Below are 20680 nucleotides of genomic sequence, written 5' to 3' on the forward strand. Positions count from 1 at the left end.
TTGCCCATCGACGCGGCTCAATCGTCGTCGAGGTCGCCACCAGTTCCGCCGGTCACCCTGCGGCACGACCGGTACCCCACCACCACCGAACGCGATACGCGCCGACCGTCGACGGCGGTCGCCCGGGCCGCCGAGAGGCGGTCGGCGCGTACGCACCGCTGGCCTCCGGCCAGCCGTCCCGAGGAGGAAGCATGCCCGACGGCCTCGTCCCACCGAGACGCCGCAGAAGCGGTCGCCTCCGGTCGCTCATCGGCGCGGCCTGCGCCGTGGCGCTGGTCACGACCGGCACCGTGGCGATCGCGACGGGTCCCGCCCACGCCCAGACCGTGACGTCCAACCAGGAGGGGAACCACAACGGTTACTTCTTCTCCTTCTGGAAGGACAGCGGCAACGTCTCCATGACGATGGGGAACGGCGGTCAGTACAGCACCCAGTGGAGCAACGTCAACAACTTCGTCGCCGGCAAGGGCTGGAACCCGGGTACGCGGCGCAACGTCACCTACTCGGGCACCTTCAGCCCGAACGGCAACTCGTACCTGACCCTGTACGGCTGGACGCGTAGCCCGCTGGTCGAGTACTACATCGTGGACAGTTGGGGAAGCTGGCGTCCGCCGGGTGCCAACTCCATGGGCACGATCAACACCGACGGCGGTACGTACGACATCTACCGCACCCAGCGGGTCAACCAGCCGTCGATCGACGGCACGCAGACCTTCTACCAGTACTGGAGCGTCCGGACGTCGAAGCGGGTGGGCGGCACCATCACCACCGGCAACCACTTCGACGCGTGGGCCGCCCGGGGCATGAACCTGGGCAACCACTACTACCAGATCATGGCCACCGAGGGGTACCAGAGCAGCGGTAGCTCCAACATCACGGTGAACAGTGGGGGCACCACCAACCCCACCACCCCGCCGCCCGGCAGCGGCGGCTGCTCGGTCAGCGTGAGTCGGGCCGAGGACTGGAGCGACCGGTTCAACGTGAACTTCTCGGTCAGCGGCAGCAACAACTGGACCGTCTCCATCCGGACCAACGGCGGCCAGAGCGTGCAGAACAGCTGGAACGCGTCGATCAGCGGCTCCAGCGGCACCCTCACCGCCCGGCCGAACGGCAACGGCAACAACTTCGGCGTCACGCTCTACAAGAACGGCAACAACACCACGCCGACCGCGAGTTGCTCCGCGAGTTGACGTGATCGACCGTGACGGGGTGTCGGCCAACGGCCGGCACCCCGTCCGTCGTCGTGTATCACTGCCCGGTCGTGGGGTGAGTCGACCCGCGCCAAGTTTCCTCAGGTCAGGGGCTTGACGGCGTGATCGACCGGCCCTATGTTCAGTGATGTCCACAGACTAATGCGGACATCACTGAACAAGCGACGAGGAGCAGGCGTGGCGACGACGCAGGAACTGAACCCCGCCGCGATCAGGGCACTCACCCGACAGGTCTCGCCCGCCGAGGCCGAGGCGCTGCACGAGCAGATCTCGCAACTGATGCGGCAGCGCATCGAGTCGGGGGAGTGGCCGGAACACCTGAAGCTCCCCGCCGAGCCCGAGCTGGCCGCCGCGCTGAACGTCTCGCGGGGCACGGTCCGCCGGGCCATCCGTACGCTGATCGAGGCCGGCCTGCTCAAGCAGACCCGGGGCAAGGGCACCTTCGTCCGGGGCCAGATGCTGGAGCAGGAGTTCGCCCAGGAGCTGATCTCCACCGCGCAGAGTCTGGACCGGGAGGGCGTCGAGTACCACACGCAGGTGCTCTCCGCCCGTGTCGTGCAGGCCCCCTCGCACATCGCCGCCCACCTCGGCCTGCGTGCCGACGACCTCAGCGTGTTGGCCATCCGCCGGACCCGATCGGTCGGCGGCGAGGTGGTCTACCTGCTCGACAACTACCTGCCCACCGCCCTGTGCCCGGACCTGTCACCGCAGGTCCTCCAGGAACGGTCGCTGTTCGGAGTGCTCGAACACGACTACGGCGTGACCGTCGACTCGGTCCGGCGTACCTTCTCCGCGATACTTCCCGACGACGACGTCAGCACCGCGATGGCGCTGCGTCCCGGGGTGCCCGTCCTCTACCTCGAGCAGATCTCCTACCAGGCCAACGGAGGCTCCGTCGAGTACTCCGACGTCTGGGTACGCGGCGACCGCGTACGGATCTCCTCCTGGATCAAACGGTAGGACGCCCCGCCCCACCACGTCCTTCCCCCAACACCACACCCCACCCCCACCCGTGCCGACGGTGGTTCGCCACCGCCGTCGTCGCACGCTGCCCTGAGGAGACATCATGCGCAACGAGGCTCCCTTCCGGCTGTCCAGGCGCGGCCTGCTGACCGGCGTGCTCGGGATCGGCGGCGCCGTGGCGCTCAGCGCCTGCGCCGGCCGCGAGGGCGACACCGGCACCGCGAACGTCGCGGCGGCGGCCGACACGTTCGACGGCTCCGGCATGACCTGGGACCGCTTCAAGGGCGAGACGCTCAACCTCCTGCTCTGCGAGCACTGGTGGACCTCCGCGGTCAGCAAGCGGTTCGCCGAGTTCGAGGCGCTGACCGGTATGACGCTCAAGGCCAACACGCTCTCCGAGGACAGCTACTACCAGCAGGCCCTGGTGGCCCTCTCCTCCGGCGCCACCACCTACGACGCCCTGATGGTCGGCAACCTCCAGGCCGGGCAGTACATGAACGCGGGCTGGCTGGAACCGCTGGACGCGTACTTCGGCGGCGGCGACCTGGTCAACACCGGCTGGTTCGACCCGAACGACTTCTTCGAGCCGGCCCGCCGGGCCAGCAGCCTCAACGGTGAGCTGATGGCGTTGCCGCTCTCCGCCGAGGCGGGCGTGGTGATCTATCGCAAGGACCTGGCGTCGCAGGCCGGGATCACCGGCTTCCCCACTCAGGAGAGCCTGGTCGACGCCAGTCAGAAGCTCTCCGCGACCATGGAGCGACCGTTCGCCGGGCGCGGTCGACGCGGTCTCGACATCGTCTGGACCTGGACGAACTACTTCCTCACCCAGGGCGGCGAGTTCTACGCCGGCAACACCCCGGCGGTGGACAGCCCCGAGGCGGTCGCGGCGACCGAACTGTACGTGCAGCAGCTGCTCAGCCGGTACGGCCCGAAGGGCGCGTCCAACATGAGCTGGCTGGAGGCCACCGGCTCGGTCAACGAGGGCCGGGCGGGTCTCTACACCGACGCCAGCGGGCTGCTGTCGGTCGTGCTGGACAAGAGCAGCAGCCAGCACACCGACCAGATCGCGGTGTCCCGCTGGCCCGGCAGCGCCGCCGCCCCGGCCGCCCCGAACTACTGGTACTGGATGGCCGGCATCCCGAAGGCGTCGCGCAAGAAGGAGCAGGCGGCGCTCTTCTACGCCTGGGCGATGAGCAAGGAGACCGCCACCGCGGTCAGCGCCGAGTCGGGCAGCCCGTCGGCCCGCGAGTCGGTCTGGTCCAACAAGGACTTCCTCTCCTTCTACCCGGGCGACATGTCGCAGGAGATCGTCGCCAACCTCCAGGCCGTCCAGCCGGAGCGGGTGCCGTACGCGCGGCCGACCTTCCCGAGCGAGGCCGACGCGCTCTCCCTCGAACTGATCAAGGTGCTGGTGGACGGGAAGGACCCGAAGCGGGCCATGTCGGACGCGGCGGCCGCCATGGCCCGGGCCGGCCGATGACGTCTCGCCCCACCACCGTGGACGACTGCCGGAGCAGTCCAGGCCGAACGAGGTTGTGATGTCCGCAGATCGAACAGCCGTGCTCGCGCGGCAGGCCGCCGACCCGACGCCGCCGACGCGTCCGGGTCGCACCGGCGGCCCGCCGCGCCGCCCCCGCGAGGACCGGGGCCGGCGACTCTTCCTCGTCGGCATGCTCGCGCCGATGACCGTGCTGCTGCTCGCGTTCACGCTCTACCCGTTCGTGTCGGTGCTGGTCGGGTCGTTGCGACGCAACGACCTGACCCGCCCGGACGAGCAGGGGTTCGCCGGCCTGGCCAACTTCGCCGACGCGCTCTCCGAGCCCGGTCTGCTGCGCGCGGTGCTGCTCACCGTCGGCATGGTGGTGGTCGCCGTGGTCGCCGAGTTCGCCCTGGGTACGCTCGCGGCCTCGCTGCTCTGGCGGCCGCTGCGCGGCAGCCGGCTCTACCTGGCCCTGCTGGTGCTGCCCTTCGGCGCCACGCCGGTGGCGGCGTACCTCTCCTGGCGGTTGATGCTCAACCCGGACGGCGGGCAGATCAACGCCACCCTGGGCGCGCTCGGCCTGCCGACTCCGGGCTGGACGTCCGAGCCGATGCTGGCCGTGGTGGCCCTCGTGGTGGTCGACATCTGGCAGTGGGCGCCGTTCATCACGCTGGTCATGCTCGCCGGGCTCAAGTCGCTGCCGGACGAGACCTTCGAGGCGGGCGCCCTGGACGGCGCGAACGCCGTGCAGCGGCTGGTCCGCATCGCGTTGCCGATGCTCAAGCCGCTGGTGGCCTTCGTCGTGACGATCCGCGCGATCGACGCGATCCGCACCTTCGACTCGATCTGGATCATCACCGGGGGAGGACCGGGCGCGGCGACCGAGACGCTCGTCGTCCGCATCTACCGGACCGCCTTCAACGACCTGCACATCGGCGAGGCGTCCGCGCTCGGCCTGCTGCTGCTCGTCGTCCTCTTCATCCTCGGCAAGCGGTTCGCCGCGCCCGCGCTGCAACGGTTGGAGCACTAGTGCACGAGACGCGCAAAGGCCGGGTCCTGCGGACCGTGGCGATCTGGGGCCTCATCCTCTGGTCGGTCCTGCCGTTCGCCTTCATGCTCCGCGTCGGCTTCGCCGCCCCCAGCGACATCCGTGGTGGGTCGCCGGACTGGCTGGCCCCGCTCTACATGTTCAACGTCGTCGACCTGTTCGGCGACGCGGACTTCATGTCGGCGATCGGCCGCTCGGTCCTGGTCGCCGTGGTGTCCTCGGCGATCGCCATCGCCGCCGCCACCCCGGCCGCGTACGCCTGCGCCCGGATGAAGTTCCGGGGCCGCGCCGACTTCGAGTTCTGGGTGCTGTCCACCCGGATGCTCCCCGCCGTCGTCGTGGTCATCCCGTACTTCGTGCTGTTCCGCCAGCTCGGCGGCATCGACACGGTCTGGGCGCTGACCGTGATGCACACGGTGGTCAACCTCGCGGTGACGTTCTTCCTGCTGCGCAGCTTCTTCGCCGACCTGCCGGCCGCGGTCTTCGAGGCCGCCGACCTGGACGGCTGCTCGGAGACCCGCAAGTTCGTCAGCGTGGCGTGGCCGATGGTGCGCAACGGCGTCGCCGCGGCGGCGGTGTTGAACTTCATCTTCTCCTGGAACGAGTTCGTCTTCGCGTTGACCCTGGCCAGCGGCGAGGCGAAGACCGTCTCGGTGGCGATGCTCGGGTTCATGCAGTTCCAGTCGGTGGCGATCGGCCCGATGATGGCCGCCGGCACGCTGGCTGTGCTGCCCGTCGCCATCGTGCTCTTCCTGTCGCAGAAGCAGCTCGTCACCGGTATGAGCTTCGGGGCGGTCAAGGGATGACCGACGTCGTGTGTGTGGTCGACGCCGGCACGACCGGGATCCGTTGCGCCCTGGTCGACGAGCGGGGCGAGGTGCACGGCCAACACAGCCGGGAGTTGGCCGTCGACCACCCGCAGCCGGGCCGGGCGGAACAGTCCCTGCCGGCGATGTGGGAGGTGACCGTCGGGGAGCTGCGTGCCATGCGGGCCGTGGCCGCACAGGCCGGGCACCGGGTGGTCGCGCTGACCCTGTCCACCCAGCGGGCCTCCGTCGCCGGACTCGACGCCGACCTGCGCCCGGTCACCCCGCTGGTGCTCTGGATGGACCAGCGGGGCGCGAGCGAGCTGGACGCCCTGCGGGCGGCCGTCGACCCGGACACCTACAGCCGGGTGTCGGGGATGCCGCTGAGCACCATGCCGGCCCTGGCCACCCTCGTCTGGCTGCGGACCCACGCCCCCGAGGCGTACGCCGCGTCGTCCTCCTTCGTCGGTGTCCAGGAATGGCTGCTGGCGCGACTGACCGGCGGCCGACCGCAGGTCGACCGCAGTTGCGCCTCCTGGTACGGCCTGCTGGACCTGCACGCCGGGCAGTGGAGCGACGACCTGCTCACGGCGTTCGACCTCGACGGTGCCCGCCTGCCCGAGCTGCGCGCGGCCACCGACGTCGCCGGTGCCCTGCGCGACGAGGTCGCCGACGCCACCGGCCTGCCGCGCGGGCTGCCCGTGTACGTGGGCGGCGGCGACCAGCAGTGCTCGGCGGCCGGTGGCGGCGGGGTCCGTCCCGGCGCCGCCACCGTCAACCTCGGCACCTCGGCGACGATGGTCTTCCCGGCCGCCGTCGGTGACGTCGTCGACCACGCCGGGTTCGTCCGCGCCGCCCACGTCGTCGAGAACTGCGTCTCGGTCGAGGGCACCATCCCGGCCTGCGGGTCGGCACTGCGCTGGCTGCGGACTCTGCTGCGCTACGGCGACGACGACACGGCGTACGAGCGGATGTCGGCCGACGCCCGGCAGGTCGAACCCGGCGCACGCGGTCTGCTCTTCGCGCCCACCATGGCCGGCGTCGGCACCCCGCACTGGACGGCGGCCGGCGGCCGGATCGACGGCCTCGACTTCACCCACGGACCGGGCGCCCTGGTCCGGGCCACCATGGAGGGAATCGCCCTCCAGGTCCGCGACGTGCTGCGACACCTGCCGACGGACCTGGCCGGACCGACGTTGACCGCGATCGGCGGCGGTGCCCGCTCGGAGGTCTTCGGCCAGATCCTGGCCGACGTCACCGGCCGCGCCATCGAGGTCCCGGCCGGCGATCCGCAGGCCGCACCGCTGCGCGGCGCCGCCCTCTCCGCCTGGGTGGGCCTCGGCCGGTACCCGGATCTGGCGCACGCCGCCGGTTCCCCCGCCGCCGCCCGCCGCCACCTGCCCGATCCCACCACCGTCCCTGTCTACGACGCCCTGTACAGCCGGTACCTCGACGTGACGGACCTGGCTGCGGCGTGACACGCACCATTCGAGGAGAACGCGAGATGGAAGCCCACCCCACGGAAGAACCGTCGATGCGGGCGCTGATGCTGACCGGTGACCGCACCTCGGTCGTACGCCGGGTGCCGCGCCCGGTGCCGGCCCCCGACGAGGTACTGGTACGCGTGACGTCGTCGGCGGTCTGCGGCAGCGACCTGCCGCACTACCGCAAGCCTGCGGCCGAACTCGACAACCGCCTGCACACCGTGCCCGGCCACGAGGCGGTGGGCGTGATCGCCGCAGCCGCCGCCTCCGGCACCGGACCGGCCGAGGGCACCCGGGTCATCGTCTACCAGCACTCGGGCTGCGACGAGTGCGTCTTCTGTCGCAGCGGCGAGCCGATGTTCTGCGCCGACCGGCGGACGCTCGGCAACCACCGGGGCGGCGCCGACGCGGAGTACGTCACCGCTCCGACGACCGGCGTCCTGCCGGTACCCGACGACGTCAGCGACGGACTGGCGACGCTGATCGCCTGCAACTTCGGCACCGCGTACTCGGCGGTCCGCAAGTCCGGGGTCGGCGTCGGCGACCGGGTCGCCGTCTTCGGCCTCGGGCCGGTCGGTTGCAGCGTGGTGGCCCTCGCGGTGGCCGCCGGTGCCGAGGTCTACGCGGTCGACCCCATCGAGGGGCGGCGGGACCTGGCCAAGACGCTGGGGGCGGTGGTCGTCGACCCGCTCGGACAGGACCCCGTCGCGACCGTCGCGGCGGTCACCGAGGGCCGTGGACCGGAGATCGTCTTCGAGTGCTCCGCGAACCCGACCGCGCAGGCGCAGGTGATGAAGCTGGCCCGGCCGCACGGCACGGTGGTGCTGCTGGGCGCGAACAACAGCATGGAGATCGACCCCGGCGTGGACGTCATCCGCAAGGAACTGCGGGTGCTCGGTAGCTGGGTCTTCACCCAGCCGGAGTTCCCGGCCGTGCTCCGGGCCGCCCGTGGCCTGCCCGCGCTGGCGCACCTGCTCGCCCCGCCCTTCCCCGCCGACCAGGCGGCCGAGGCGCTGGCCGCGGCCGACGCCGGCCACGTCGGGAAGGTGTTGATCGACTGGTCGTGACCCGACCGAGCGGTGTGCCGCTCCCGTTCACCCGGTCCTTGACCATCCCCAGATCCGCCACTACGGCGGCCGAGGCGCGCGACGCCGGCCGCCGGGTGCCGCACGTCCGCACAAAGGAGATCCCCGCCATGACGTCCGCCACGACGGCCCTGCCGGCCGACCTGACCCCGGCCGCCCTCGCGCCGTACATCCAGCACACCCTGATCGAGGTGGGCACCACCCGGGAACGCATGATCACGCACGCCGAGGAGGCGCTCACCCACGGCTTCAACGCGGCGATGGTGCCGGGTTCCTGGGTGTCGGTCGTCGCCGAGGTGCTGCGCGGCACCGACGTGCAGGTGGCCTCCGCCCTGGACTTCCCGACCGTCGGCGTGACCACCAGCGCCGGCAAGGCGTTCGAGGCGGAGAGCCTGGTGCGCGCCGGTGCCGCACAGATCGACATCGGGGTGCAGATCGGCTGGCTCAAGAGCGGCATGTACGACGAGTTCCGCGAGGACATCGCCGGTGTCGTCCGCGCCTCCGGAGTGCCGGTCAAGGTGATGCTGGAACTGCCGCTGCTGACCGCGGCCGAGCGGGAGACCGCCATCGAACTCTCCATCGAGGCGGGTGCGGCGTACCTGAAGAACGCCAGCAGCGGCGCCGTCGAGGTCGCGAACTCGGAGAGCATCGGCTACCTGGTGTCCCGGGCCGCCGGCCGGAGCCGGGTCAAGGCGTCCGGCAGCATCAAGTCCTACCCGCAGGCCGTCGGGCTGCTGCGGGCCGGGGCCGAACTGCTCGGCACCAGCGCCGGCATCGCGATCGTCACCGACACCGCCACCGCCACGACGGTCAGCTACTGACCCGGTGGTGACGACGTGACCGCCCGGACGCGGGTCGGCGAGAGGCACCCTCGCGCCCGCGTCCGGGCCACGTCGCCCGTCGGCCCGGTCACGCCTCGCCGTCCGGATCCCGGCGCCGCAGCAGGTACGTGTCCATGATCCAGCCCTTGCGGCGGCGGGCCTCCCGGCGGGTCTCCACGATCCGCTCCGCCACCTCCGACAGCCGTCCAGCGACCAGGATCTCGTCGGCGGTGCCCAGGTAGGCGCCCCAGAAGATGTCGAAGTCCTCGTCCAGGTAGTGGGTGAAGGAACAGTTCGCGTCCAGCATCACCACGATGTCGTCGACGTCCGAGGGCAGTTGCTCGGCCAACCGACGGCCGGTGGTCACCAGGAACGCCCGGCCCACCCGGTTGAGCCCGATGCGGTGCCGCGCGGCGAGCGTCGCCACGCTGCTGACGCCCGGGATCACGGTGTGCTCCACCTCGATCCGGCCGCGCGCCCGGATCTCCTCCACCACCGCCAGGGTGCTGTCGTAGAGCGCCGGATCGCCCCAGACCAGGAACGCGCCGCAGCCCCCGTCGGGCAGGTGCGCGGCGATGGCCTCCTCCAGCAGGTCGGCGCGGTCCCGTCGCCACTGGTCCACCGCCGAGACGTACCCGGCGGCGGTCCGGTCCCGGTCCGGGTCGCGTACCTCGACCACCCGATGCTCCGGCCGGGCGAAACGAGCCAGCAGCTCCTGCCGCAACGCGATCAGGTCGTGCTTCTCGGCACCCTTGTCCAGCAGGAAGAACACGTCGGCCCGGCGCATCGCCTCGGCTCCGGCGAGGGTGAGCTGACCCGGGTCGCCGGCCCCGATGCCGATCACCAGGATCGTCCGCGCGGCGCTCATGCCGTCGGCCCGTGCGGACGCTTGGCGCTACGGTCCCGGCCGGGGGAGTAGAGGTAACTGTCCGGAAAGGAGTCGGCGGCCAACGCGGCCCCGACGATGATCACCGCGGTCCGGCGGATGCCGTGCGCCTCCACCTGATCGGCGATGTCGGCCAGGGTGCCGCGCAGCACGATCTCGTCGGGACGGCTGGCGTTGGCGACCACGGCCACCGGACAGTCCGACCCGTAGTGCCCGACCAGCTCTCCGGCGATCTGCCGGGTCCGCGCCACCGCCAGGTGCAGGACCAGCGTGGCGCGGCTGCGGCCCAGCTCGGCCAGGGTCTCCCCGGGCGGCATCGGCGTCGACCGGGCCTGGGTACGGGTGAGGATCACGGTCTGCCCGACGGTCGGCACGGTCAGCTCCCGGCGCAACGTGGCCGCCGCCGCCGCGTACGACGGCACGCCCGGCACGATCTCGTACGGCACCCCGGCCGCGTCCAGCCTCCGGGTCTGCTCGGCGACGGCGCTGAACACGGCCGGGTCGCCGGAGCAGAGGCGGGCGACGTCGTGACCGTCGCGGTGCGCCTCGACCATCGCCGCCACGATCTCGTCCAACGTCAGCTCGGCGGTGTCCACCAGCCGGGCGTCCGGCGGGCAGGTGGCGAGCAGGTCGGCGGGGACCAGGCTGCCCGCGTACAGGCAGACCTGGGCGCGGGCCAGGACGCGTTGCCCGCGTACGGTGATCAGGTCGGCGGCGCCCGGTCCGGCGCCGATGAAGTGCACTGTCATGGCTTGCTCACCGCCCACTGCACCAGCGCGCGGGCCGGTTTCCACCCGGTGAAACCGCCCAGCGGCGTGGCGCGTTCGATCGACAACCGGGTCAGGTCCCCACCGTGCCGGGCCAGTTGGTCGGTGAGTTCGCGCTCGCCTTCGAGGGTGACCGCGTGGGCGACGAGCCGCCCGCCGGGACGCAGCGCGTCCCAGGCCGCGTCGAACACCCCCGGTGCGGTCAGCCCGCCGCCGACGAAGACCGCGTCGGGTGCGGGCAGGTCCGCGAGGGCCTGCGGCGCCCGGCCCCGGACCACCCGCAACCGGGGTACGCCGAGATTCCGGGCGTTGGCGACGATCCGGTCGGCGCGGTCGTCACGGCCCTCCACCGCCACCGCCGACGTGGAGGGATCGCTGCGCAGCCACTCGACCGCCACACTGCCGCTGCCGGCCCCGACGTCCCAGAGCAGCTCGTCGCCGGTGGGTGCGAGCCGGGACAGGGCCAACGTGCGGGCCTCCCGCTTGGTCAGGGCGCCGTCGTGCGCGAAGGCGTCGTCCGGGAGACCGGGCACGGTGGAGAGCACCCGCGTGCCGGCTACGGCGACGACCCGCACCGCGACCACGTTCAGCGGATCGCCGGGTGGGGCGGCCCAACCCTCGGCCCGGCCGTCGACCCGCTGCTCCGTGTCGGCGTCGAGCGCGCCCAGGACCGTCAGTTCGCTGTCGCCGTACCCGGCGTCGGTCAGCAGCCGGGCCAGCGCGGCGGGGGTGGCGGCATCGGTGCTGAGCACCAGCAGCAGTCGGCCCGGGGCGAGGTCGCGGCGGACCTCGTCCAGGTCACGGCCGACCGCGCTGCGGACGGTGACCCGCTCCACCGGCCAGCCCATCCGCGCGCACGCCAGCGTGATCGAGGAGGGATGGCCGACCACGCGCACCCGGTCGGCGCCGAGGAGCCGGACCAGGTGCGTGCCGATGCCGAACCACATCGGGTCGCCGCTGGCCAGTACGCAGATCCGCCGGTCGGCGTGCATCGCGAGCAGGTCGGGCAGGGCCGGCAGCAACGGCGTCGGCCAGGCGACCCGCTGCGCCGGCACGCTCTCCGGCAGCAGGTCCAGGTGCCGCCGGCCGCCCAGCACGACCTCCGCCTGCCGCACCGCGTCGCGTCCGCGCTCGCCGAGCCCCGCCCAGCCGTCCGCGCCGACGCCGACCACGGCGACCGGGGATGTCATGGACCTCACGCGGCGCAACGGTAGTCCAGCAATCCGCGACCCTGCCGCCCCGGGGGGTCGGTGTGACATCATCGGCGACGACGGCGCGGTGGGGAACACCGGTGAGCCGGCCCGAACGGGGTCGGCGAATCCGGGGCGGTCCCGCCACTGTGACCGGTCCGGCCCCGCGCCGGCCACCGGAAGCCAGACACTCGCTGCGTCGTGCCACGTCGGCCGCTGCGTCGGCGTGGTCGGTGACCGGCCGTGGGCGAGGACCCACGCGAGGTGAAAGGTGTGGCCGTGCGGTCGTACCCCTTCTCCGCCGTCGTCGGCATGGACGACATGGCGTTGGCGCTGAACCTGTGCGCGGTCTCCCCGGCGATCGGCGGTGTGCTGGTCCGAGGCGAGAAGGGCACCGCGAAGTCGACCGCCGTGCGGGCCCTGACCGCGTTCCTGCCCCCGGTCGACGTGGTGACCGACTGCCGCTTCTCCTGCGACCCGGCGGCACCCGACCCGGACTGTCCGGACGGGCCGCACCCGGCCGACCCACCGGCCCGTACGCGTCCGGCCCGGTTGGTGGAGCTGCCGGTCGGTGCCGGTGAGGACCGCCTCCTCGGCGCGCTGCACCTGGAACGGGCACTGCGCGAGGGCGTCACCGCGTACGACCCGGGCCTGCTGGCCGCCGCCCACCGTGGCCTGCTCTATGTCGACGAGGTCAACCTGCTGCACGACCACCTGGTGGACGTGCTGCTCGACGCGGCGGCGATGGGGCGCGCCACCGTGGAGCGCGACGGCGTCTCGGTCACCCACGCGGCCCGGTTCGTGCTGGTGGGCACCATGAATCCCGAGGAGGGGGAGCTGCGCCCGCAGCTGCTGGACCGCTTCGGTCTGACCGTCGAGGTCGCCGCCAGCCGGGACCCGCAGGTGCGGGCCGAGGTGATGCGCCGACGGCTGGCGTACGAGGCCGACCCGGACGGTTTCGCCGCCCGCTACGCCGACGCCGACGCGGCGCTGGGCGCACAGGTCGCCCGGGCCCGGACCCTGCTGCCGACGGTCCGTCTCGACGACGCGACGGTGACCCGCATCGCCGCCCTCTGCGCCGCCGCCGAGGTCGACGGGATGCGCGCCGACCTGGTCATCGCGCGGACCGCCATCGCCCACGCGGCGTGGTGCGGGCGCACCGAGGTGAGCGTCGGTGACGTCCGGGTCGCCGCCCGGCTGGCCCTGCCGCACCGCCGCCGCCGCAACCCCTTCGACCCGCCGCAGCAGGACGCCGCCGACCTCGACCGGGCGCTGCACGACGCCGGGCTGGACGAACCCGGGCCGCCCGAGGAGGAGCTGGATCCGCCCACGGACGGCCCACCGGGCCCGGACGACCCGGACGGCCCGCCCGACGGCGGCGGCCCGGGCGACCCCGAGGGCGATTCCGCCGACGACCGCCCGTACCGCTCCCGCCCGGACACCCCGCCCGCCCCGGGCGCCGAGGGGGAGCGGACGGTCCCCGCACCGGTGCCGGCCGGCGCGCCCTACCGGGCCCGGTTGTTACAGGTCCCCGGCAGCGGCCTCGGCGTCGCCGGCCGCCGCTCGCCGGCCCGCACCACCACCGGCCGCACCGTCGGCGCCCGACGTCCCGACGGGGCGACGACCGGACGGCCCCACCTGGTGGCCACCCTGCACGCCGCCGCCCCGCACCAACGGGCCCGGGGCCGACAGGGTCCCGGCATCCTGGTCCGTCCCGGCGACGTGCGGTTGCCGGTGCGGCAGGGCCGCGAGGGCAACCTGATCCTGTTCTGCCTGGACGCCTCCGGCTCGATGGGCGCCCGCCAACGGGTCGGCGCGGTCAAGGCGGCGGTGCTCTCCCTGCTGCTCGACGCCTACCAGCGCCGGGACAAGGTCGGCCTGGTGACGTTCCGCGCCACCGACGCCGAGGTGGCGTTGCCGCCGACCGCCAGCGTGGAGGTGGCCGCCGCCCGGCTGGCCACGCTGCCGACCGGAGGCCGCACCCCGTTGGCCGAGGGGCTGCTGCGCGCCCGCGAGGTGCTACGGGTGGAACGGATCCGCGATCCGCGACGGCGTCCGCTGCTGGTGCTGGTCACCGACGGGCGCGCCACCACCGGCCCGGACGCGGTGGGTCGGGCCCGGCAGGCGGCCCGCCTGCTCGCCGCCGCCGGCACCAGCACCGTGGTCGTCGACTGCGAGCAGGGCCGGGTACGCATGCGACTCGCCGCCGACCTGGCCACCACGCTCGGCGGTCAGTACCTGCCGCTGGAGGGGGTCGCCGCCGACGCGCTCACCGACGCGGTACGCGCCCACACCGCCGTCCGCACCGAGAGGGGTGCCGCCTGATGCCACAGGGCCAACCGGTCACCGTGCCGGACGACGGGCTGACCACCCGGCAACGCCGCAACCGGCCGCTGCTGATGGTCCACACCGGACCGTCGAAGGGCAAGTCCACCGCCGCCTTCGGGCTCGCCCTGCGGGGCTGGAACCAGGGCTGGTCGATCGCGGTGTTCCAGTTCGTCAAGAGCGCCAAGTGGACCGTCGGCGAGGAACACGCACTACGCGCCCTCGGCACGCTGCACGAGCAGACCGGCCAGGGTGGCCCGGTCTCCTGGCACAAGATGGGCGCCGGCTGGAGCTGGAGCCGGACCCAGGGCACCGAGAGCGACCATGCGGCGCAGGCCGCGGAGGGCTGGGCGGAGATCAAGCGCCGGCTCGCCACGTCCGCCCACGACCTGTACGTGCTCGACGAGTTCACCTACCCGATGAAGTGGGGGTGGGTGGACGTCGACGAGGTGGTGGAGACGCTGCGGCAGCGCCCCGGTCACCAGCACGTGGTGGTGACCGGGCGGGACGCCGATCCCCGGCTGGTGGACGCGGCGGACCTGGTCACCGAGATGACCAAGATCAAGCATCCGATGGACTCCGGTCAGAAGGGGCAGCGGGGCATCGAATGGTGACCCTCCCGCCCCGGCTGATCGTCGCCGCTCCGGCCTCCGGGCAGGGCAAGACGACGGTCGCCACCGGCCTGATGGCGGCCCTGCGGCGGCGCGGCCTGACCGTCAGCGGCCACAAGGTCGGCCCGGACTACATCGACCCCGGCTACCACGAGTTGGCCACCGGCCGCCGGGGCCGCAACCTCGACCCGTTCCTCCAGGGCGAGCAGCGGATCCTGCCGCTGCTGCGGCACGGCGCCACCGTCGGGGCCCCCGCCGACATCGCGATCGTCGAGGGCGTGATGGGCCTGCTCGACGGCGCGGTCGGTCGGGCCGGGTACGCCTCCACCGCCCACGTGGCGCGGCTGACCCGTACCCCGGTGCTGCTCGTGGTGGACGTCTCCGGTGCCTCGCGCAGCATCGCCGCGCTGGTGCACGGCTTCGCCACGTTCGACCCGCAGCTCACCGTCGCCGGGGTGGTCCTCAACAAGGTCGGCTCGGTGACCCACGAGGCGGAGATCCGCGACGCGCTGGCCGTCACCGGCGTGCCGGTGCTGGGGGCGCTGGGCCGGGACGCGACCCTGGACACCCCGAGCCGGCACCTCGGCCTGGTGCCGGTCGCCGAGCGGGCCGCCGCCGCCGCGCGTACCGTCGACGCGCTCGCCGCCCACGTCGCCGCCGGTGTCGACCTCGACCAGGTCGTCGCGGTGGCCCGCCGGGCACCCGCGCTGCCCGGCCCGGCCTGGGACCCGGTGGCCGAACTGTCCGGTCTCACCGTGGAGGGGACCGTCGCGGTCGCGTCCGGGCCGGCGTTCACCTTCCGGTACGCCGAGACCGACGAACTGCTCACCGCCGCCGGCCTCCGGCTGGCCCCGGCCGACCCGCTGCACGACCCGACGCTGCCCGAGCGGACCACCGGGTTGTACCTCGGCGGCGGCTTCCCCGAGGTGTACGCCGCCGGACTGACCGAGAACGCACCCCTGCGTCGGGAGGTGGCCGACGCTGCGGCGCGCGGCGTCCCGACGGTCGCCGAGTGCGCCGGCCTGCTCTACCTGGCCCGCGACCTCGACGGCGCGCCGATGACCGGGGTCCTGCCGGTACGCGCCCGGATGACCGACCGGCTGACGCTGGGCTACCGGGACGCGCGGGCCACCACGGAGAGCGTGCTCGCCGACGCCGACCAGGCGGTCACCGGCCACGAGTTCCACCGGACCCGCGTCGACGCCGATCCCGACAGCACGCCCGCCTGGCGGTTCCGGCCCCGCCCGTCCGCCGCGCACGGCACCGCCGCGCCGGTGCCCGACGGTGTCGTGGCCGGCACCGTGCACGCCTCCTACCTGCACGTGCACTGGGCCGGACACCCGAGCCTGGCGGCCCGCTTCGCCACCGCCGTGCACCGGCACACCACCGGAGCGGCACCCCGTACCCCCGCTGCCGTCGCGGATCCGGAACCCGGTGGTTCCGGCGCCGTCCCGGCTGTCGCAAGCCCGGCGGCCGGGGTGATCCCGGCCCCGCGCGTGTCCGGGTCGACCGGTCCCACCCCGGCCGATGCGCCCGCCGTCGGCCGGGTCACGCTGGTCGGAGGCGGCCCCGGCGACCCGGGTCTGCTCACCCGCCGGGCGCTGGACCGTCTCGCCGAGGCCGACGTGGTGGTGGCCGACCGGCTCGTGCCGCACGCGGTGCTGCGCGACCTGCGGCCCGGCGTCCGGGTCGTCGACGTGTCGAAGGTGCCACGCGGCGCGTTCGTTCCCCAGGAGCAGATCAACCAGATCCTGGTCACCGAGGCCCAGGCCGGACACCGGGTGGTGCGGCTCAAGGGCGGCGACCCGTTCGTCTTCGGCCGGGGCATGGAGGAGGTGCTGGCCTGCCGGGCCGCCGGGGTGCCGGTGGAGGTGGTACCCGGGGTGTCCAGCGCGGTGGCCGTGCCCGAGCTGGCCGGTGTGCCGGTGACCCATCGCGGTCTGACACAGGGCTTCACCGTGCTCGCCGCCCACCTGCCGCCCGACGACCCGGGCAGCACCGTCGACTGGGCCGGGGTGGCCCGCTCCGGCACCACGATCGTGCTGCTGATGGCGGTGCAGACGCTGCCCGAGGTGACCGACGCGCTGCTGCGGCACGGCATGGACCCGGCCACGGCGGCGGTCAGCGTGGAGAACGGCGGCACCGACCGGCAACGCGTCCTGCGCGGAAGCCTCGCCGACATCGCCGACGTCGCCGCCGCCGGGCACCTGTGCGCACCCGCCGTCACCGTGATCGGCGCGGTCGCCGCGTTCGCTGACGTCACCCAGCTCGCCGACGTCTGAGCCCCGTCCCGGGCACGTCGCCTGAGCCCGTCCTGGGGAACCGACGGCTCCCCGGGACGGGCACCGCTCAGCCGGACTCCTCCAGGTCGCCCTCCACCTCCAGGTACGCCTGCCGTAGCGCGTCCATCAGGGCGGGATCGGGCTTGGCCCAGAGCCCACGGTCGGCGGCCTCGGTGAGCCGCTCGACGATCCCGCGCAGCGCCCACGGGTTCGACCGGCGCAGGAACTGCTGGTTCTCCGGGTCCAGGACGTAGCTCTCCGCGAGCTGCTCGTACATCCAGTCGGTGACCACGCCGGCCGTCGCGTCGTACCCGAACAGGTAGTCGACCGTGGCGGTCATCTCGAACGCGCCCTTGTAGCCGTGCCGGCGCATCGCGGCGATCCACCGTGGATTGACCACCCGGGCGCGGAACACCCGTGCGGTCTCCTCGGTCAACGACCGGGTCCGGGTGGCGTCCGGGGTGGTGCTGTCCCCGATGTACGCCCGGGGCGCCTGCCCGGTCAACGCCCGCACCGTGGCGATCATCCCGCCGTGGTACTGGAAGTAGTCGTCGGAGTCGGCGATGTCGTGCTCACGCGTGTCGGTGTTCTTCGCCGCCACCGCGATCCGCCGGTACGCCGACTCCATGTCCTCCCGGGCGGGCCGCCCGTCCAGGTCACGGCCGTACGCGAACCCACCCCACACGGTGTAGACCTCGGCCAGGTCGGCGTCGTCGCGCCAGTTCCCGCTCTCGATCAGCGGCAACAGCCCGGCACCGTACGCACCGGGCTTGGAGCCGAAGATGCGGGTGGTGGCACGCCGGTCGTCGCCGTGCCGGGCGCTGTCGGCACGGGCGTGCGCGGCGAGGTAGTTCTCCTCGTCCGGCTCGTCCAGCGCCGCCACCTCCCGGATCGCGTCGTCCAGCAGGAGCACCACGTGCGGGAAGGCGTCCCGGAAGAAGCCGCTGATGCGCAACGTGACGTCGATGCGGGGGCGGCCCAGGTCGGCCAGCGGGACGATCTCGACGCCGGTGACCCGCCGGGACGCCGGATCCCAGACCGGTTGCCCCCCGATCAGCGCCAACACCTCGGCGATGTCGTCGCCGGAGGTCCGCATCGCCGAGGTGCCCCACGCCGACAGACCGACCGAGCGTGGCCACTCGCCGGTGTCCCGGCGGTAACGCTCCAGCAATGAGGTGGCCATCGCCTGCCCGGTCTCCCAGGCCAGTCGGCTGGGGATCGCCTTCGGGTCGACGGTGTAGAAGTTGCGGCCGGTCGGCAGCACGTTGACCAGGCCGCGCAGCGGCGACCCACTCGGTCCGGCCGGCACGTAACCCCCGTCGAGGGCGTGCAGCACGGCGTCGAGTTCCCCGGTGGTGCCGGCCAGCCGTGGCGCGACCTCGGTCGCGGCGAACGTCAACACCCGGCCGACTTCCGCGCCGTGCGGGTGGTCGTCGCCGAGCACCTCGACGCGTACCCGGTCGACCGCCTCGGCGGACCAGTCGTGCCGTTCCATCTCCTCGGCCAGCCGTCGGGCCACTGCCTCGATCCGGTCCACCTCGGCGGTCTGCTCGGCGCCGCCCTCGTCGAGGCCGAGCGCGGCCCGCAGACCGGGCACCGCGTCGGCCTGACCGCCGAAGACCTGGCGGGCGCGCAGGATGGCCAGCATCAGGTTGACCCGCGCCTCGCCGGTCGGGGCGTGCCCGAGGACGTGCAGGCCGTCGCGGATCTGCGCGTCCTTGACCTCGCAGAGCCACCCGTCGACGTGCAGCAGGAAGTCGTCGAACTCGGCGTCGTGCGGACGCTGCTCCATGCCGAGGTCGTGGTCGAGGCGGGCGGCCTGGATCAGCGTCCAGATCTGCGCCCGTACGGCCGGCAGCTTGGCCGGGTCCATGGTGGCGATGTTGGCGTGCTCGTCGAGCAACTGCTCCAGCCGGGCGATGTCGCCGTAGCTCTCCGCGCGGGCCATCGGCGGCACCAGATGGTCCACGATGGTGGCGTGCGCCCGCCGCTTGGCCTGCGCGCCCTCACCCGGGTCGTTGACCAGGAACGGATAGATGAGCGGCAGCTCGCCGAGGACCGCGTCCGGGCCGCAGCTCGCGGAGAGGCCGAGGTTCTTGCCGGGCAGCCACTCCAGCGAGCCGTGCTTGCCCAGGTGCACCACGGCGTGCGCGCCGAACTCCTCGTCCAGCCACCGGTAGGCGGCCAGGTAGTGGTGCGTCGGCGGCAGGTCCGGATCGTGGTAGATGGCCACCGGGTTCTCGCCGAACCCGCGAGGCGGCTGGATCATCAGCAGCACGTTCCCGGCCCGCAACCCGGCCAGGACGATCTCGCCGTCCGGGTCGGCGGACCGGTCGACGAACAGGTCACCCGGGGCGGGACCCCAGTGCTCGGTCATCGCCTCCCGCAGGTCGTCGGGGAGCGCGTCGAACCAGCGGCGGTAGGTGGCGGCCGGGACGCGTACCGGGTTGCCGGCCAGCTTCTCCTCGGTGAGCCACTCCGGGTCCTGGCCGCCGGCCGCGATCAGTGCGTGGATCAGGCGGTCCCCGTCGGCGTCCTGGCCGTCGCCGCTGGGCAGCAGGCCGGGCAGCGCGTCCGGGCCGTCGACCGGACCGACGTCGTAACCCTGCCCGCGCAGCGTCCGCAGCAGGTGTACGGCGCTGGCCGGGGTGTCCAGACCGACCGCGTTGCCGACCCGGGAGTGCTTCGTCGGGTACGCCGACAGCACCACCGCGATCCGTCGTTCGGCCGGCGGCACGTGCCGCAGCCGTGCGTGCCGGACCGCGATGCCGGCGACCCGGCGGGCACGCTCCGGGTCGGCGACGTAGTGCGGCAGCCCGTCGGCGTCGGTCTCCTTGAACGAGAACGGCACGGTGATCAGCCGACCGTCGAACTCCGGCACCGCCACCTGGGTGGCCGCGTCCAGCGGGCTGAGCCCGTCGTCGCTCTCCGCCCAGGACGCCCGGTCCTGGGTCAGCGCCAGCGCCTGGAGGATCGGCACGTCCAACTCGGCGAGCGCACCGACGTCCCACGCCTCGTCGGCGCCCCCGGCGGAGACCTCCGCCGGCCGGGTACCCCCGGCCGCCAGCACCGTGACCAGCAGCGCGTCGGCCCGGCCGAGCGTGGCCAGCAGGTCCGGCTCGGGGGCGCGCAGGCTCGCGCAGAACACCGGCAGTGGCACGCCACCGGCCTGCTCGACGGCCGCGCAGAGCCCCTCCACGAAGGCGGTGTTGCCGCTGAGCTGGTGGGCCCGGTAATAGAGGATGCCCACGGTCGGCCCGGTCCCCGTCGGGGCCGGACGTGACATCACCCCCCAGGTGGGGTGCGCGACCGGCGGCGCGAAGCCGTGGCCGGTCAGCAGCACCGTGTCACTGAGGAACGCGTGCAGCTCGCGGAGATTGTCCGGACCGCCCTGCGCCAGGTAGGCGTGCGCCTGGGCGGCGATGCCCCGGGTCACCGTGGAGCGGGCCATCAGGTCGGCGTCGGGAAGCTGTTCACCGCCGAGGGCGACCACCGGCACGTCGCCGCCGAGCAGCGTGTCCAGGCCACGCTGCCACATCCGGTAACCGCCGAGGATGCGGACCACCACCAGGTCCACGCCGGCCGTCAGGTCGGCCAGTGCCTCCGGTTCCTCGCCGACGCGGGCCGGGTTCGCCAGCCGGTACGTCGCACCGCTGGACCGGGCGCTGAGCAGGTCGGTGTCCGAGGTGGACAGCAGTAGGATCACGCCGTCACCGGGCAT

15 protein-coding genes and 1 pseudogene are annotated in these 20680 nt (G+C 73.3%); 12 read left to right on the plus strand and 4 right to left on the minus strand.

The annotated features are described in order from the left end of the window. Nucleotides 1-191 precede the first annotated feature (191 nt). The 8 genes from HUT12_RS15015 to deoC all read left to right on the plus strand — a co-directional run bounded on the left by HUT12_RS15015 (nucleotide 192) and on the right by deoC (nucleotide 8898). Nucleotides 192-1190 carry a glycoside hydrolase family 11 protein gene (locus HUT12_RS15015; protein ID WP_131054036.1) on the plus strand — a complete coding sequence of 333 codons (999 nt, stop codon included), beginning with the start codon at nucleotides 192-194 and terminating at the stop codon, nucleotides 1188-1190. 198 nt (nucleotides 1191-1388) lie between these two features. After that, nucleotides 1389-2171, plus strand: a complete 783-nt coding sequence (locus tag HUT12_RS15020; protein WP_176093782.1) for a GntR family transcriptional regulator — start codon at nucleotides 1389-1391, stop codon at nucleotides 2169-2171. Between the two features lie 106 nt (nucleotides 2172-2277). Beyond that, on the plus strand, nucleotides 2278-3654 hold the full coding sequence (locus tag HUT12_RS15025) for an ABC transporter substrate-binding protein (protein ID WP_131054034.1): 1377 nt from the start codon (nucleotides 2278-2280) through the stop codon (nucleotides 3652-3654). 58 nt (nucleotides 3655-3712) lie between these two features. Further along, nucleotides 3713-4684: a carbohydrate ABC transporter permease gene (locus HUT12_RS15030; protein ID WP_176093783.1), complete on the plus strand. Its 972-nt coding sequence runs from the start codon at nucleotides 3713-3715 to the stop codon at nucleotides 4682-4684. After that, nucleotides 4684-5508, plus strand: coding sequence for a carbohydrate ABC transporter permease (locus tag HUT12_RS15035; protein WP_131054538.1), 825 nt, complete (start codon nucleotides 4684-4686; stop codon nucleotides 5506-5508). Before HUT12_RS15030 ends, HUT12_RS15035 begins: the two co-directional genes overlap by 1 nt. Beyond that, the gene (locus HUT12_RS15040) at nucleotides 5505-6986 is read left to right on the plus strand and encodes an FGGY-family carbohydrate kinase (protein WP_176093784.1); all 1482 of its coding nucleotides are present in this window, start codon (nucleotides 5505-5507) and stop codon (nucleotides 6984-6986) included. Before HUT12_RS15035 ends, HUT12_RS15040 begins: the two co-directional genes overlap by 4 nt. A gap of 26 nt (nucleotides 6987-7012) precedes the next feature. Then, on the plus strand, nucleotides 7013-8059 hold the full coding sequence (locus HUT12_RS15045) for a zinc-binding dehydrogenase (protein ID WP_176093785.1): 1047 nt from the start codon (nucleotides 7013-7015) through the stop codon (nucleotides 8057-8059). Between the two features lie 128 nt (nucleotides 8060-8187). Next, nucleotides 8188-8898 carry a deoxyribose-phosphate aldolase gene (gene deoC / locus HUT12_RS15050; protein WP_176093786.1) on the plus strand — a complete coding sequence of 237 codons (711 nt, stop codon included), beginning with the start codon at nucleotides 8188-8190 and terminating at the stop codon, nucleotides 8896-8898. A gap of 88 nt (nucleotides 8899-8986) precedes the next feature. Here deoC and cobF read toward each other — a convergent pair whose 3' ends face one another. From cobF to cbiE, 3 genes are read right to left on the minus strand one after another with little or no spacing between them, the layout of a single operon-like run. Continuing rightward, a complete protein-coding gene (cobF, locus tag HUT12_RS15055; RefSeq protein ID WP_176093787.1) occupies nucleotides 8987-9766 on the minus strand; it encodes a precorrin-6A synthase (deacetylating) in 780 nt (259 codons plus the stop codon). Continuing rightward, nucleotides 9763-10533 carry a precorrin-4 C(11)-methyltransferase gene (cobM, locus tag HUT12_RS15060; RefSeq protein ID WP_131054543.1) on the minus strand — a complete coding sequence of 257 codons (771 nt, stop codon included), beginning with the start codon at nucleotides 10531-10533 and terminating at the stop codon, nucleotides 9763-9765. The genes cobF and cobM overlap by 4 nt, the downstream gene beginning before the upstream one ends. After that, the gene (gene cbiE / locus HUT12_RS15065; protein ID WP_176095791.1) at nucleotides 10530-11741 is read right to left on the minus strand and encodes a precorrin-6y C5,15-methyltransferase (decarboxylating) subunit CbiE; all 1212 of its coding nucleotides are present in this window, start codon (nucleotides 11739-11741) and stop codon (nucleotides 10530-10532) included. Before cbiE ends, cobM begins: the two co-directional genes overlap by 4 nt. 312 nt (nucleotides 11742-12053) lie before the next feature. Here cbiE and HUT12_RS15070 point away from each other — a divergent pair, with 312 nt between their 5' ends. The 4 genes and pseudogenes from HUT12_RS15070 (at nucleotide 12054) to cobA (ending at nucleotide 16959) form a co-directional block, all read left to right on the plus strand. Further along, on the plus strand, nucleotides 12054-14066 hold the full coding sequence (locus HUT12_RS15070) for a magnesium chelatase subunit D family protein (RefSeq protein ID WP_217706084.1): 2013 nt from the start codon (nucleotides 12054-12056) through the stop codon (nucleotides 14064-14066). Then, nucleotides 14066-14680 (plus strand): cob(I)yrinic acid a,c-diamide adenosyltransferase, encoded by a 615-nt coding sequence (gene cobO, locus HUT12_RS15075; protein WP_131057785.1) that lies wholly within the window; start codon nucleotides 14066-14068, stop codon nucleotides 14678-14680. The genes HUT12_RS15070 and cobO overlap by 1 nt, the downstream gene beginning before the upstream one ends. Then, a pseudogene (locus HUT12_RS32820) lies at nucleotides 14674-16035 on the plus strand (cobyrinate a,c-diamide synthase); the annotation flags it as partial. The gene cobO and the pseudogene HUT12_RS32820, both read left to right, overlap by 7 nt. 138 nt (nucleotides 16036-16173) lie before the next feature. Next, on the plus strand, nucleotides 16174-16959 hold the full coding sequence (gene cobA, locus HUT12_RS32825; RefSeq protein WP_254877057.1) for a uroporphyrinogen-III C-methyltransferase: 786 nt from the start codon (nucleotides 16174-16176) through the stop codon (nucleotides 16957-16959). A gap of 67 nt (nucleotides 16960-17026) precedes the next feature. Here cobA and cobN read toward each other — a convergent pair whose 3' ends face one another. After that, nucleotides 17027-20680, minus strand: coding sequence for a cobaltochelatase subunit CobN (cobN, locus tag HUT12_RS15085; RefSeq protein WP_217706003.1), 3654 nt, complete (start codon nucleotides 20678-20680; stop codon nucleotides 17027-17029).

It is taken from the genome of Verrucosispora sp. NA02020 (assembly GCF_013364215.1).
GTDB lineage: Bacteria > Actinomycetota > Actinomycetes > Mycobacteriales > Micromonosporaceae > Micromonospora.

Coding starts and splice junctions, on each gene's coding strand:
- HUT12_RS15015 (WP_131054036.1), top strand. CDS start 192: ATGCCCGACGGCCTCGTCCCACCGAGACGCCGCAGAAGCGGTCGCCTC.
- HUT12_RS15025 (WP_131054034.1), top strand. CDS start 2,278: ATGCGCAACGAGGCTCCCTTCCGGCTGTCCAGGCGCGGCCTGCTGACC.
- HUT12_RS15030 (WP_176093783.1), top strand. CDS start 3,713: ATGTCCGCAGATCGAACAGCCGTGCTCGCGCGGCAGGCCGCCGACCCG.
- HUT12_RS15040 (WP_176093784.1), top strand. CDS start 5,505: ATGACCGACGTCGTGTGTGTGGTCGACGCCGGCACGACCGGGATCCGT.
- HUT12_RS15045 (WP_176093785.1), top strand. CDS start 7,013: ATGGAAGCCCACCCCACGGAAGAACCGTCGATGCGGGCGCTGATGCTG.
- deoC (WP_176093786.1), top strand. CDS start 8,188: ATGACGTCCGCCACGACGGCCCTGCCGGCCGACCTGACCCCGGCCGCC.
- cobF (WP_176093787.1), bottom strand. CDS start 9,766: ATGAGCGCCGCGCGGACGATCCTGGTGATCGGCATCGGGGCCGGCGAC.
- cobM (WP_131054543.1), bottom strand. CDS start 10,533: ATGACAGTGCACTTCATCGGCGCCGGACCGGGCGCCGCCGACCTGATC.
- cbiE (WP_176095791.1), bottom strand. CDS start 11,741: ATGACATCCCCGGTCGCCGTGGTCGGCGTCGGCGCGGACGGCTGGGCG.
- HUT12_RS15070 (WP_217706084.1), top strand. CDS start 12,054: ATGGACGACATGGCGTTGGCGCTGAACCTGTGCGCGGTCTCCCCGGCG.
- cobO (WP_131057785.1), top strand. CDS start 14,066: ATGCCACAGGGCCAACCGGTCACCGTGCCGGACGACGGGCTGACCACC.
- cobN (WP_217706003.1), bottom strand. CDS start 20,680: ATGCCCGGTGACGGCGTGATCCTACTGCTGTCCACCTCGGACACCGAC.